The sequence below is a fragment of the Solibacillus isronensis genome, from assembly GCF_900168685.1.
Lineage (GTDB): Bacteria > Bacillota > Bacilli > Bacillales_A > Planococcaceae > Solibacillus > Solibacillus isronensis_A.
The window spans coordinates 466,730-480,201 of record NZ_FVZN01000014.1 but is presented as its reverse complement, the minus strand read 5'-3'; the positions used below and the strand labels follow the sequence as shown (position 1 = coordinate 480,201).

The 13,472-nt window shown below is 39.3% G+C and carries 15 protein-coding genes and 1 other annotated feature; all 15 genes read right to left on the bottom strand.

All coding sequences use genetic code 11. From position 1 onward, the window contains the following. Positions 1-227: 227 nt before the first annotated feature. Positions 228-1,526, bottom strand: a complete 1,299-nt coding sequence (locus tag B5473_RS10975; protein WP_079525062.1) for a solute carrier family 23 protein — start codon at positions 1,524-1,526, stop codon at positions 228-230. A gap of 22 nt (positions 1,527-1,548) precedes the next feature. Beyond that, entirely contained in the window at positions 1,549-2,091 is a 543-nt protein-coding gene (pyrR, locus tag B5473_RS10970; protein ID WP_079525060.1) for a bifunctional pyr operon transcriptional regulator/uracil phosphoribosyltransferase PyrR, read from the bottom strand. A 570-nt stretch (positions 2,092-2,661) separates the two neighbouring features. Continuing rightward, a complete protein-coding gene (locus tag B5473_RS21100) occupies positions 2,662-2,787 on the bottom strand; it encodes a hypothetical protein (RefSeq protein ID WP_303047317.1) in 126 nt (41 codons plus the stop codon). Between the two features lie 73 nt (positions 2,788-2,860). Beyond that, positions 2,861-3,763 (bottom strand): RluA family pseudouridine synthase, encoded by a 903-nt coding sequence (locus B5473_RS10965; protein ID WP_079525058.1) that lies wholly within the window; start codon positions 3,761-3,763, stop codon positions 2,861-2,863. Next, positions 3,763-4,239: a signal peptidase II gene (lspA, locus tag B5473_RS10960; protein WP_079525056.1), complete on the bottom strand. Its 477-nt coding sequence runs from the start codon at positions 4,237-4,239 to the stop codon at positions 3,763-3,765. The genes B5473_RS10965 and lspA overlap by 1 nt, the downstream gene beginning before the upstream one ends. A 550-nt stretch (positions 4,240-4,789) precedes the next feature. Further along, on the bottom strand, positions 4,790-5,116 hold the full coding sequence (locus B5473_RS10955) for an AzlD domain-containing protein (RefSeq protein ID WP_079525054.1): 327 nt from the start codon (positions 5,114-5,116) through the stop codon (positions 4,790-4,792). Beyond that, positions 5,113-5,829, bottom strand: a complete 717-nt coding sequence (locus B5473_RS10950; RefSeq protein WP_079525052.1) for an AzlC family ABC transporter permease — start codon at positions 5,827-5,829, stop codon at positions 5,113-5,115. The genes B5473_RS10955 and B5473_RS10950 overlap by 4 nt, the downstream gene beginning before the upstream one ends. 91 nt (positions 5,830-5,920) lie before the next feature. Continuing rightward, positions 5,921-8,686, bottom strand: coding sequence for an isoleucine--tRNA ligase (gene ileS / locus B5473_RS10945; RefSeq protein ID WP_079525050.1), 2,766 nt, complete (start codon positions 8,684-8,686; stop codon positions 5,921-5,923). A 159-nt stretch (positions 8,687-8,845) separates the two neighbouring features. Continuing rightward, positions 8,846-9,068 (bottom strand) — a binding site (T-box leader). 66 nt (positions 9,069-9,134) lie between these two features. Next, positions 9,135-9,680 carry a DivIVA domain-containing protein gene (locus B5473_RS10940; RefSeq protein ID WP_079525048.1) on the bottom strand — a complete coding sequence of 182 codons (546 nt, stop codon included), beginning with the start codon at positions 9,678-9,680 and terminating at the stop codon, positions 9,135-9,137. Positions 9,681-9,775: 95 nt separating this feature from the next. After that, positions 9,776-10,564, bottom strand: a complete 789-nt coding sequence (locus B5473_RS10935) for a YlmH family RNA-binding protein (RefSeq protein WP_079525046.1) — start codon at positions 10,562-10,564, stop codon at positions 9,776-9,778. A gap of 191 nt (positions 10,565-10,755) precedes the next feature. Further along, the gene (locus B5473_RS10930; RefSeq protein ID WP_079525044.1) at positions 10,756-11,016 is read right to left on the bottom strand and encodes a YggT family protein; all 261 of its coding nucleotides are present in this window, start codon (positions 11,014-11,016) and stop codon (positions 10,756-10,758) included. A gap of 22 nt (positions 11,017-11,038) precedes the next feature. Next, positions 11,039-11,575 carry a cell division protein SepF gene (locus B5473_RS10925; protein ID WP_079525042.1) on the bottom strand — a complete coding sequence of 179 codons (537 nt, stop codon included), beginning with the start codon at positions 11,573-11,575 and terminating at the stop codon, positions 11,039-11,041. An 11-nt stretch (positions 11,576-11,586) separates the two neighbouring features. Continuing rightward, positions 11,587-12,255 (bottom strand): YggS family pyridoxal phosphate-dependent enzyme, encoded by a 669-nt coding sequence (locus B5473_RS10920; RefSeq protein WP_079525040.1) that lies wholly within the window; start codon positions 12,253-12,255, stop codon positions 11,587-11,589. Positions 12,256-12,330: 75 nt separating this feature from the next. Next, positions 12,331-12,570, bottom strand: coding sequence for a PRC-barrel domain-containing protein (locus B5473_RS10915; RefSeq protein WP_079525038.1), 240 nt, complete (start codon positions 12,568-12,570; stop codon positions 12,331-12,333). 121 nt (positions 12,571-12,691) lie between these two features. Continuing rightward, a complete protein-coding gene (gene sigG / locus B5473_RS10910; RefSeq protein ID WP_008403388.1) occupies positions 12,692-13,462 on the bottom strand; it encodes an RNA polymerase sporulation sigma factor SigG in 771 nt (256 codons plus the stop codon). Positions 13,463-13,472 lie beyond the last annotated feature (10 nt).

The following is a 13,472-nucleotide window of genomic DNA, read 5'->3' as shown; positions in this document are numbered from 1 at the left end:
AATTACGCCCCGGCGTAAATGCTAGCTTGATATTATTTTATTACATTATGAATATTTAATCTACTTTTTGTTTAAATATACAATATCTCGTCATAAATAAGCCTCGCTATCATCATTAGCGAGGCTTGTAGGGTGTGACAAGGTAGAGCATCATCCTGTTGATGATCCTTTCATGCATGTCATACCCTTCCTTGCCTCTCAGGACAATCTTTAAAAGGTATATTTTTTTATTCTTCTGTTTCGTAAATATCTTTTTCTGTTACTTCACGACCTGGCAATACAAGATTCAAGATGACACCGATAATCGATGCTAATGCCATTCCTTCAATCGCAAAGCTTTCTGTAAAGCGCATTGCTGCTCCGCCAATTCCGACTACCAGTATTACGGATGCAATGACCATGTTTCGGTTATTTCCGAAGTCCACTTTGCTTTCCACTAACATACGTAAACCGCTTGCTGCAATGATCCCGAATAACAAAATTGAAATACCGCCAAGCACTGCTGTCGGAATCGTTTCAATCAGTGCCATCAGCTGACCTGAGAATGATACGACGATGGCAACAACTGCTGCCCCTAAAATTACATACACTGAATATACACGTGTGATTGCAAGAACCCCGATGTTTTCGCCGTATGTTGTTTTTGGCGGACCACCGATCAGTGCTGAAGCAAATGTTCCAAGACCGTCCCCTAACAGCGAACGATGTAAGCCTGGGTCTTTAATATAGTTACGGTTTACAACTTTCCCCAATACCAGCTGGTGACCGATATGTTCTGAAATCGTTACAATGACGATCGGCACCATTCCGATAAAGATTGCTCCTGTAAGTTGGAACTCGTAGTGTACACCAGGGATTAAAAAGTCCGGCAATGTGAAGAACTTCGCATTTTTTACTGCCGTGAAATCAACGATGCCAATGATGACTGAATATATATAGCCGACTACAATTCCCATAAGAATCGGCATCGCGCTTAAAATATTTTTAAAGAATACGTTGAAAATAATGGCCGTAGCTAATGTTACTAATGCTGCCGAGAAGTGAAGACCGCTGTATTTGCCGTCCACATTCATCGCCATATCTACTGCCGTGCCTGATAACCCTAATCCGATTACGATGATTACCGGTGCAACGACGATCGGCGGTAAAATGTTCATCAGCCATTTGTAGCCTGTTTTCCAAATTAATAATGATACGACTGCGTATACAACCCCGACCATCATTGCCCCGATCATTGCATTTCCAGGGTTGATGGAAACTCCTGCTTCTGTTAAGCCTGCTACTAATATAATCGGAGAGATAAAGGCAAATGATGAACCTAAGTAAGCCGGTACTTTAAACTGTGTAATAATCAAAAAGATAATTGTCGCAATTCCGCTTGTTAAAAGCGCAATGGATGGGCTTAACCCGACTAATTTTGGTACTAAAATTGTTGATCCGAACATGGCAAACATGTGCTGGAAACTAAATGTAATCAGCTGCCCTACTGTAGGTTTTTCATGAATATCCAATACTGCTTTCGTCATGATGTTCTCTCCCTGTATTCACTTATTCCTCAAATTTATGAATTGTTACAATATCTTCTTTGTCTGTTTCTACGAGATTAACGACAATGCGTTCAACGCTTGATGTCGGGATATTTTTCCCTACATAATCAGCACGTATCGGCAATTCACGGTGGCCCCGGTCAACGAGAACCCCAAGCTGGATTTGCGCCGGTCTGCCTAAATCCATAATGGCATCCAATGCTGCACGAACTGTTCTTCCTGTATAAAGAACATCATCGATCAGCACGACTTTCTGATCCTTTACTTGGTGCTCAATATCGACTTGCTTAACTTGCGCCTGATCGTGCTTAGGTGATAAATCATCACGGTACAATGTGATATCAAGCTCTCCTGTCCGAATCGCTTTCCCTTCGATCGTTTCGATTCTTTCTGCAAGGCGTCTTGCCAAATATGCGCCGCGTGTTTTAATCCCGACTAAAATTACTTCGTCAATGCCTTTGTTGCGTTCAATAATTTCGTGTGCGATTCGCGTTATCGCGCGGTTCATCGATGGTCCATCAAGTAATACTGTAAAATTATCCATGTTTTTTGCTCCTTTCGTTTTTTCCGTGTTCACAGGGTATGATCAATGTAAGTTTCAAACAAAAAACCCTCTAGAAAGTTCTAGAGGGTTTGAAAAGTCATGTTGAAAAACTGCACACGGGTATTTTTGCGCACAAAAATTCCGTTGCTTCACATTATCCCTTCTCAGCCTCTCTGGACTGCCATTAAAGGTGAACAATATTCAATATTCAGATTGATTTGATTTGATTTGCTGTGACTACCTGCCTGCTCTCGTCAAGTTCTGTAGTTCACTGTTGTCAGTATAGGCCTGATTATTTAATAAGTCAATAAACTTTATGAAGGTCAGACAACTGAAAATCAATGTTTGAAGAGTCTGAATTTTATTTCTGTTATTGGATTTGCGTGTATTTTCTAATAAGTGTGGCGTATGTTCTAATATACTTCAAAATCTTCTAATAAAAGTGTGATGTTCTAATATAATGGTCAATTGTTCAAATAAGTATCCGAGATTTTCTAATAAAGTTTCCCCATGTGCTAATATGTCCTAAGCTTTTTCTAATATCCGTAAAAATGTTCTAATAAATTCACTCTAGTCTACCTGAACGCCTCTACATGCAGATAATAGCACCTTAAATCGAACCCATTTCCTGCCGTTTTCTAATAAAAGCTCTACATCTTCTAATATCGCCGCAATAATTTCTAATATCTGTTTCAACAGTTCTAATAAAAGCCGGAGCAAGCTTCCAAAATTAAAAAACCGCCCCCAATAAGGAGACGGCCCAACGCGATTACCCGCGTAATTCTTCTAATAATTTTTTGAAATCTTCCGGTAGCGGTGATTCAAACTCTAAATATTCTTTCGTTACAGGGTGGATAAATCCTAATACACCTGCATGTAATACTTGGCCGCCGAAATCGATTGTTTTTCTTGGACCGTATTTCGGATCGCCTGCTAACGGGAAACCGATATAGTTCATGTGCACACGAATTTGGTGAGTACGGCCTGTTTCAAGACGGCACTCTACTAAAGTAAACTCACCGAAACGCTCGATTACTTGGAAATGTGTAACCGCATGCTTGCCTTTATCGACTACTGCCTGCTTTTGACGGTCTTTTTGGTCACGGCCGATCGGTGCATCAATTGTTCCTTTTTCATGCGCAATATGACCATGTACTAAAGCCGTATACTTACGTGTTACCGACTTTTCAACAAGCTGATTAACAAGACTTTCATGGGCAACATCATTTTTGGCAACCATTAATAGACCTGACGTATCTTTATCAATACGGTGTACGATACCTGGACGTGCTACACCGTTAATGCCTGATAAGTCTTTGCAATGATGCATTAAACCATTTACTAATGTGCCTGAAGTATGGCCTGGTGCCGGGTGAACTACCATTCCACGCGGTTTATTCACAACTAATACGTCGGCATCTTCATAAACAATTTCCAAATTTAAATCTTCTGGAACGATTTCCAGATCTTCTACTTCAGGAACCGTTACTTCAATAACGTCCCCTTGCTTTACTTTATATTTTGCTTTTACGGCTGCACCATTTACTAAAATACGCTCTTCATCCAGCCAGTTACTAATTTGCGAACGTGACCAAGATTCTTCCATTTGTGAAAGCGCCTTATCGATACGTTCCCCTGCAAATTCTTCTATTGTTAATGTGACTACTGTCATTATTTCACCTTTTTCTTATCCTTTTTTTCTTCTAGTATGATCGTAATGAAAAGCATTACAACAGCAATTGTTAAAGCTGCGTCCGCTATATTGAAGATTGGGAAATGATAATTGATTACCGGTATAAAAACATCGACAAAATCAACTACTTCTCCTCGGAATAGACGGTCAATAAAGTTACCGACCGCACCACCTAATAACAGCATTAAGCTTACATGAAATAGTGGCTTACCCTTTGCTTCTGTATGATTAAAATAAATAATTGCGATAATGACAGCAACTGTTACGAGTGAGAACAACCACATTTGTCCTTCTAACATGCCCCATGCCGCACCACGGTTACGATGTGATAAGATGCCAAACCAAGGATCCCATACACTGATGCGTTCCCCTAATTCCATATTTTTAACAATGAGCCACTTTGTCCATTGATCCAAAATGACTGCAATTATTGCGATTCCGTAATATTTATACACAGCAAATCCTCCGTTTACGATATATCTTTCCTATTTTAACATAAATACCAGACCATCTGATATTTTTAATACATGAAAAGTGACAAGAAAGGAAAATAAAGCACTAAAGGGGCTATACTAAAATGGTTATAATAGGTAGTAGATGCAGCGGCTTCTACTTTTTAAGTCGATTGTTCTACTTTCAACGTGAAAAGTTCTACATTTCGTAATAAAAGTTCTACTTACCTCAAGGAAGTTTCTACTTTCGTATCGACATTAGCTAATGAAAGTGGCGGCTTCTACTTTCCACGTGAAAGGTTCTACATTTCAATACAAAAGTTCTACTTACAGAATGAAAAGTTCTACATTCCCTAATAAAGATTCTACTTTCGACGAGCAACTTTCCACTTCAGAATCTTCATTAGCTAATATAAACATCGCTTTCTACTTTCAATAAAAGTACCTACTTCCCCCATACATAGTGTTCTACTTACCCCAAAGAAATTTCCACATTTCATCAAACCCAAAAAAGCTTGTTCAGTCAAATTTAACTAAACAAGCTCTGTAACCTTCACCCGACAATCAATCGCAGTCCCGCCATTGTTACGACACCGGCAATTACTGTTTTTGATAAACTTTTTGTGATTAATGCAACAAATAATGTTGGAATAAATGCCATCACGTTTAGCCATTGAACCGTAACGATTGCTTCTTCTTTCTCAAAGAAACCTTCAATTACAAGGGCGGACAATATACAAACCGGTATGTAGGCAAGCCATCGCAAAACGATTTTCGGCATCTTCATATTTTTCACTAATATAAACGGCAATATTCTAGGAATCCATGTTACTAAAGCACAACCTAAAATTAATAAAACCATCGCTACTGAGGTTGTCATTTTTCCAATAACACCCCAATCGTTGCAACGATCATTGTCGATAACAGTACAGCTAAGTGCCCCGGCATAAAGTAAAGCATCCCGTACATGCTGATGACCATAATGACAATCAGTTTTATGTAATGCATTAATTTTTCTTTTGGAATGCTCCCAAGCGTCAGAACAAGCAGCGCGACAAACATTGCCACTAAAGCATAGTCCAGTCCCCATTTTTCCGGATCAGGCAGCCATTGCCCGATAATGCCACCTATCGTACATGCGGCAATCCAAGTTGTATAGGCCGTTATGTTTAACCCATCCATCCATTTCCCGCCAAGACGTCCCTCTTTTCCGGCAGCAACAACGGAAACGCCGAATGTTTCATCGGTCAGCAATGTCCCAAAACCGATATTACGCAGCGTAGAATACTTTGTGAAGTACGGTGCAATTGTCAGTGACATCAGCAAGTGCCGTAAATTGACGATGAAAATCGTGACTATGACTGCTGTTACAGGGGCACCGGCTAAATACAATCCGCAAAATATAAACTGGGCAGAACCTGCATATACAAGCACCGACAGTAAAAATACTTCCAATACCGATATCCCTGATGCAATTCCTACAACACCAAATGCAAGACCGATGCTAATATACCCTAGCAATGTTGGTACACAATCTTTTATCCCCTGTATAAATGTATCAGGAGTTAATGGCTTTTGTTCGATTTGTTCCAAAATGTACAACCCCTAAATATTTTATTTTTCGGAAAAGTAAAAAAGGTATAAAGGAACGCCATTACCAAAATGGCAACAGCGTTCCGAATTTTTATACGTAATAGTTTTCTACAACATCCGCACAACGTTTACATAGTGTTGGATGGTTTTCGCTTGCGCCGACTGTCTCTGAAATTGTCCAGCAACGCTCACATTTTTCACCGTCTGCTTTTTCAACAACTAATGCTGTTTTATCAAGTACTAAGCTTTTGGCAGGTGCATTTTCCTTACTGCCTGCGATGAAGAATTGAGATACAATTGAAAGCTGTGCAAAATCGATGTTGGCATCATTTAATAACTCGACTGTTTCACTGTCTGCATAAACCGAAATTTTCGCTTCCAGAGATTTACCGATTGTTTTTGCATTACGCGCTTCTTCCAATGCTTTTAACACTTCATTGCGTACTGCGATTACTTTTACCCATTTCGTACGTAGTTCTGCAAAGTTTGCTTGTTCTACAACTTCAGGGAAATCTGTTAATTGTACAGATTGTGGCTTGCCATCGAATTCGATGTAGCTCCATAACTCTTCAGTCGTATGTGGAATAATTGGCGTTAATAATTTAACTAATGCCATTAATGTATCATACATAACCGTTTGCATTGCACGACGGTTTTTGTTGTCAGTTCCTTCAATATACACAACATCTTTTGCGATATCCAAGTAGAATGAAGAAAGCTCGATGGCTACGAAGTTATTCACAGTTGTGTATACAGTTGAGAAGTCATAACGGTCATATGCTTCACGGATTGTTTTTACAACATCCTGTAAGCGCATGTACATATACTGATCCATTTCACGTAATTCTTCGTAAGCGACACGGTCAGTCGTTTCATTGAAGTCTGTCACATTTCCGTGCAGGAAGCGCAATGTATTACGCACTTTACGGTATGTTTCAGAAACTTGCTTCAACATATCCATCGAAATACGAACATCCCCTGTATAGTCAACAGATGCTACCCACATACGAATAATATCGGCGCCGTACTGGTTCATCACTTTGATCGGGTCAATCGTGTTGCCAAGCGATTTAGACATTTTGCGTCCTTCGCCGTCCAATACGAAACCATGTGTTAATAAACCTTTATATGGTGCATGCCCATTGATCGCAACAGACGTGATTAATGATGAGTTGAACCAGCCGCGGTGCTGGTCAGAACCTTCAAGATAAAGGTCTGCAGGATATTTCAGTCCGCGCTCTACAAGCACACCTTGGTGAGATGATCCTGAGTCGAACCATACGTCCATAATGTCATTTTCTTTTGTAAACTTGCCGTTTGGGCTGCCTTCATGTGTAAAGCCTTCAGGTAACAAGTCTTTTGCTTCACGCTGGAACCAAATATTCGAACCGTGTTCACGGAATAATTTTGAGATATGCGCGATTGTTTCTGGTGTGATGATCGGTGTTTCATCTTCCGCATAGAAAATCGGAATTGGTACACCCCATGCACGCTGACGGGAAATTACCCAGTCACCGCGGTCGCGAATCATATTGTAAAGACGTGTTTCGCCCCATGCCGGTGTAAATTCTGTCGCTGTTACAGCATCCAATAATTCACCACGGAACATTTCAACAGATGCGAACCATTGTGGTGTTGCACGGTAAATTACCGGTTTTTTCGTACGCCAGTCATGCGGGTATGAGTGTGTAAATTTAGAAACATGCAATACTGCATTTTCTTCTTTTAATTTTTCAATGACAACCGGATTTGCTTTTTCATAGAATAATCCTTCAAAGCCAGGTGCTTCATTTGTATAGCAGCCACCGTTATCTACCGGTGATAAAATGTCCAGACCATAGCGTTTACCGATCTGATAGTCGTCTTCACCGTGACCTGGTGCTGTGTGTACACATCCCGTACCTGCATCAGCAGTTACGTGGTCGCCAACCATCACTAATGAATCACGTTTGTAAATTGGGTGTTCTGCAACGATCATATCAAGCTGTTCGCCTTGTACTTCCTGAACAATTTGAACATCTTCCCAGCCAAATGTCGTTGACAATTTTTCCAGTAAATCTTTAGCAACAATATATTTGCTGCCGTTTGTTTCTACGACAACATATGTGAATTCAGGGTTAACCGAAATCCCTAAGTTTGCCGGAATTGTCCAAGGAGTTGTTGTCCAGATAACAAATTTAGCATCTGCCGGTACTACGCCTTTGCTGTCTTTAATGCCGAATGCTACATAAATTGAATACGATTCAACATCTTTATATTCGATTTCTGCTTCTGCCAATGCAGATTCAGAAGATGGAGACCAATAAACTGGTTTTAAGCCTTTATAAATATAGCCTTTCTCCGCCATTTTCCCGAACACTTCAATTTGGCGTGCTTCGAATTCAGGCTTTAATGTGATATACGGATTTTCCCAGTCACCGCGTACACCTAGGCGACGGAATTGGCTTTTTTGGTTTTCGATTTGTTCATAAGCGTATTTCTCACATAGTTCACGGAATTCCGCAACCGACATTTCTTTACGCTTAACACCTTTATTTGTTAATGCCTGCTCAATTGGTAAACCGTGTGTATCCCAACCTGGAATATATGGAACATGGAAACCTGACATTGATTTTTGGCGGTTAATCATATCTTTGATAACTTTGTTTAATGCGTGACCGATATGGATGTCTCCGTTTGCATATGGAGGGCCATCATGCAGTAAATAGTGAGGACGATCTTTTGTACGCTCCAGCACTAATTTGTTAATATCCATTTCATCCCATTGTGCCTGAACTTGCGGTTCTTTTGTTGGTAAACCGCCGCGCATAGGGAAGTCGGTTTTCGGCATTAATAATGTGTCTTTATACTCTAGCATTGTAAATTCCTCCTAGTGATCTTATCGAGTGTTGATTATTGTTGATTTCCATTCCGGGTCAGACGCTTACCAGAAAGTGTCTTAAATGAATCATGATTTTTAAATGCTCTAAAGGATTGATAGCTTTTTTAACAACAAAAAAGCCCCTCCATCCCTGTAAAAAGGGACGAGGAGCATTAGTCTCGTGGTACCACCCTAAATTCGCTAAATAAAATTAGCCTCATTAGACACTGTAACGTCGTGTGCTACGAAATAACTTACTCGAATTTCAGTTATTTAGCTCAGGAGTGATTTTCGATTTAACTTGCTTTGTTCGAGCTCCCACCGTCCTCGAATCGCTAAACCACAATGTTAAATTTACTGTCTCCGTCAAAGCCTGATGCAAGTGCATCCTATTCATTATTTTTCAGTATATGAAAAGGCTGTATAAAATGTCAAGTACCGTTGACTAATACACGGCATTTTCGTCATTTTGGTTCTCTTCATTGATTTCTTTACGATTGTTTTCTTGAATTTCCGTTAAGTCTACGTCATATTCCAGTAATTGATCCCAATCGCCTGTATTCAGTAAATCAAGTTGTGCTTCCACTAACATTTTAAATCTGTTGCGGAATACTTTTGACTGTTTTTTCAATTCGTCAATCTCGATCGTCACTTTTCTCGCTTTTGCCAGTGCGTCATTTACAATACGGTCAGCATTCTTTTCAGCTTCTTTAACGATGAGCTTTGCTTCTTTTTCGGAATTGCGACGAACTTCGCCAGCTGCCTCTTGAGCAACAACAATTGATTTCTGTAATGTGTCTTCCAATGAATTGTAATGATTCATTTGTTCCGACATCATCTTAATCTTTTCTTCGAGCTCTTTTTTCTCGCGTAAAACAATCTCATAATCTTTTATAATCTGATCTAAAAATTCATTTACTTCGTCTTCTGCATATCCACGGAATCCACGTGTAAACTCCTTATTATGTATATCAAGAGGTGATAATGGCATATCGTTCTACTCTCCTTTTTTACGTACATTCTTACAAGTATTATAAACGTTTCTTTAGGGAATAACATCATGTTTTCCTAAAAAACAGTTGAAAATTATACTTTTTGCTCTAAACGTCCTACTTGTAATCGAATCTTATCTTTTTTTGTCCGTCCTTCTGTCAGGATGACTTTTAACCGTCCATATCCTCGTGCTGAAATAATGTCGCCTTCCTGCAATTCGAAAGCCACAGCTTCCCTTACAGTCCAGTTAACTTTTACTTTTCCGGCATTGATCAGGCTTTGTGATTTTTGACGGGAGATATTAACGATTGTTGCTAAAACCACATCAAGACGCATCGAAGAAACCGTATGCGAGCTTTCGACCCATTGTTCCTCGTTTTGGATATACGGTGTAGTTGCATCCATTTCCTCAGCGCTTACTTTTACTTTACCGATACTCGTTAAATGCGCACGCACGTAATCCGCAATTTCCGATGCGATTGCAAATTGGACCGTATTATCGGCAAGTCTAATATCCCCAAACTTGCTGCGATCAAGCCCGATTGATAATAAGGCACCTAAAACATCAGGATGGCGCAGCTGTACAAATTTTGTCGGGTAATTCAGTGAGTACACAGCAATTTGAAAATCGGTTTCTGCCGGCTCGTAATACGAAGGGGCAATCAGCATTCGTTTACGCTCCGCTTCTTCAAAAATCCCTTTTGTGAATACACGGAGATCATCTGATTGCTGAACGATGGACTCTACGATAAAACGCTGTCTCGGATCTAAAAAATCGGTCAATTTTGGAGCATAGCGATCTTCTACTTCACGCTGCCATCCAATAACTTGCTCAATGAAAGGTTGTTCATCTTTACGAAAATGTTGGATTAAATGCTCCATCATAATTCCTACTTTCTTTTAAACTGTGTTACTAATTTTTCCACTTTCTGATTAAATTAAACTTTTATTTTATGTATAGGGCATTCAGCCAATTTAAAACCCTTTTCCTATTGATTGTTACCCTTCATTCCGATTTCCGTGAAACAACCGGAAATAAAGAAAACTCCTACAATGGCAGGAGTTCAATTAGATTATAAGAAAAATGCTAGGACGCCATAGACGCCTCGCTCGATAAATACTAACGCAAATAAACCGACAATTGGTGAAATATCAATCATGCCAATCGGTGGAATAAATTTGCGGAAGAATCCTAAATACGGTTCACATACTGTTTCCAGGAAACGACCCACAGCCGATTCTTGCAGTGCCGGAACCCAAGACATTAATATGTATCCAATCAGCATAAAACGGTAAACAAGAAATGCTGTTGATACAATTGAAAATATAATCATGTTTTTACCTCACAAAATTTAATTACTCGAACGTTAAATTAGAAATTTCTCCTGATACTTCTACATTTTCCGGTGTACATAAGAAAATATCATTTCCAATACGCTGAATATCTCCACCTAAAGCATACACTGTTCCGCTAAGAAAATCGATTATTCGCTTCCCTTGATCTCGGTCGATGCGCTGTAAATTGACAACGGTAGCACGTTTATTTTTTAAATGTTCTGCGATATCCTGCGCCTCTGCGTACACGCGTGGTTCTAATAAAACTAACTTTGAATTCTTTGATGAAGACGCAGCTTGAAGGCTCACAACATTATTATGATTTTGCATCACGACTTCATTACGTGGTGGTTGCTGTTGCATTTTTCGCTCCTTCTTCATTCGGTTTTGAATGAGTTGTGGTTGCTGCTTTTGTCCATAATCCTGGTAAAATTGCTGTGATTCATTTTGAACTGCTTTTGGTGCTTGTTTTTGCACTGTTTGCGTTTGGGCAGGAGCATAATCTTCTTCTATTTCTTCTAAATAAAAGAACTTGTCAAAAATATTTTTAATGCTCATATTAATCCTCCTTAGCCAACAAGAGCTGTTCCAATTCTAACAAATGTTGCCCCTTCTTCAACTGCAATTTCGTAGTCATTTGACATGCCCATCGATAATTCAGTACAAGGTACATTTGGAATGTTCAATTGTGACACTTCTTGTTGCAATTGTTTTAACTGTTTAAACACTTGTCTAATCATCGTTTCATCTTCAGTAAAAGGAGCCATTGTCATTAAACCTACTACTTCAATTTTTGAAAATTGCTCAAGCTGCTTTACAAAAGCTAGTGCTTGTTCTTTTGTTAAGCCATGTTTCGATTCTTCACCGGAAACATTTACTTGCAAGAAACATTTCACTCGTTTTGTTGCTCTTTTTTCAATCTCTTCTGCCAGGCTTAATCGATCAAGAGAATGTAAATAGTCAATTTGATCAATTACTTGCTTTACTTTTCTCGTCTGTAATGAACCTATATAATGCCAGGAAACAGCTGAGTCAATTGAATCCAGCTTATTTAATAAGCCTTCAGGACGGTTTTCTCCTAAATGGACAAGACCCGCTTCAATTGCCTCTTCTGTCCGGTTGACATCTACTTCTTTCGTCACAGCAATAATCTGGACTACCTGTTCGGCATTGACACGTTGTTTTGCAATTTCTATTTGATGTTGAATCTGTTTTAAGTTTTCTATGATTTTCGTCACTTTTTTCCCAACTTTACAACAATAGTTTCTCTCATTGTATCAAGTGCTAGTTTAATTTTCAATGAATAGCGTGAACTATTCATCCGGTGATTTCACTAAGATGACATCTTTTCCGACTGTGAGTATATTACTAAAGAGAATTTTCTTAACTAACTCTTCCCCTTGAAATAAATGGTAAAACTTTTTCGGAGGGGAAATTATAAATGCCGTAATGGCACCTTCTTTTTCGTCCACTTCCGCATCAACAATATAACCGATAAACTTTCCGCTTGTTGCCTCAATGATTTCCTTTTCCTGAACGGATGAAAATCGCATTCCTCCATCCTCTCTGTATCATTAATTTATTTTTACCTCATTATAAGTATTCAAACATCGTGAAATTATGATGAAAGGGACAGCCCTACGTGTTGGACAGTCCCTCAGAATTTCTATCTATTTAACGGAAATCCCGCTTCATCAATTCTACCGCACTCTTTTCCAATCTTGATATTTGCGCTTGTGAAATACCTAAAGATTGGGCAATTTCCGTTTGAGTTTCTCCTAGGAAAAAGCGCTTTTCTATAATCATTTTTTGTCTGCTATTTAGCTTTTTCATACTTTCTTGCAATGAAATCGAGCCGACCCAATGCTCTTCTGTCACTTTATCTTTAATTTGGTCAATCATAAAGATTGCATCGCCACCATCGGAATAAATCGGTTCCTGCAGTGACATCGGGTCTTGAATCGCATCAAGAGCAAACAATACATCTTCTTTTTTCATCTCAATTGCCTGTGCCAATTGCTCGATTGTGGGTTCTGTTAAATGTTCCGCAATAAATTGTTCCTTTGCTTTCATCGCTTTATACGCAATATCGCGCAATGAACGAGACACACGCAGTGCATGATGATCGCGCAGGTGTCTGCGGATTTCTCCCATAATCATCGGTACAGCATATGTTGAAAATCGAACATTATGCTTTAAATCAAAATTATCAATCGCTTTTAATAAACCAATACATCCTACTTGGAATAAATCATCTGCCTGTTCGCCACGATAGGCATAACGGCCGACAATGCTGAGCACTAATCGTAAATTGCAGAAAACTAGCTGCTCACGAACAATCCATTCTCCTTGCTGTAATCGTATAAATAAATCTTTCATTTCATCTGGCTTCAGTACTGGTAATGTAGATGTATCCACACCACATAATTCCACTTTTGTACGCATCCAACTTCAC

Coding starts and splice junctions, on each gene's coding strand:
- B5473_RS10975 (WP_079525062.1), bottom strand. CDS start 1,526: ATGACGAAAGCAGTATTGGATATTCATGAAAAACCTACAGTAGGGCAG.
- pyrR (WP_079525060.1), bottom strand. CDS start 2,091: ATGGATAATTTTACAGTATTACTTGATGGACCATCGATGAACCGCGCG.
- B5473_RS10965 (WP_079525058.1), bottom strand. CDS start 3,763: ATGACAGTAGTCACATTAACAATAGAAGAATTTGCAGGGGAACGTATC.
- B5473_RS10955 (WP_079525054.1), bottom strand. CDS start 5,116: ATGACAACCTCAGTAGCGATGGTTTTATTAATTTTAGGTTGTGCTTTA.
- ileS (WP_079525050.1), bottom strand. CDS start 8,686: ATGCTAGAGTATAAAGACACATTATTAATGCCGAAAACCGACTTCCCT.
- B5473_RS10940 (WP_079525048.1), bottom strand. CDS start 9,680: ATGCCATTATCACCTCTTGATATACATAATAAGGAGTTTACACGTGGA.
- B5473_RS10935 (WP_079525046.1), bottom strand. CDS start 10,564: ATGGAGCATTTAATCCAACATTTTCGTAAAGATGAACAACCTTTCATT.
- B5473_RS10930 (WP_079525044.1), bottom strand. CDS start 11,016: ATGATTATATTTTCAATTGTATCAACAGCATTTCTTGTTTACCGTTTT.
- B5473_RS10925 (WP_079525042.1), bottom strand. CDS start 11,575: ATGAGCATTAAAAATATTTTTGACAAGTTCTTTTATTTAGAAGAAATA.
- B5473_RS10915 (WP_079525038.1), bottom strand. CDS start 12,570: ATGCGATTTTCATCCGTTCAGGAAAAGGAAATCATTGAGGCAACAAGC.
- sigG (WP_008403388.1), bottom strand. CDS start 13,462: ATGCGTACAAAAGTGGAATTATGTGGTGTGGATACATCTACATTACCA.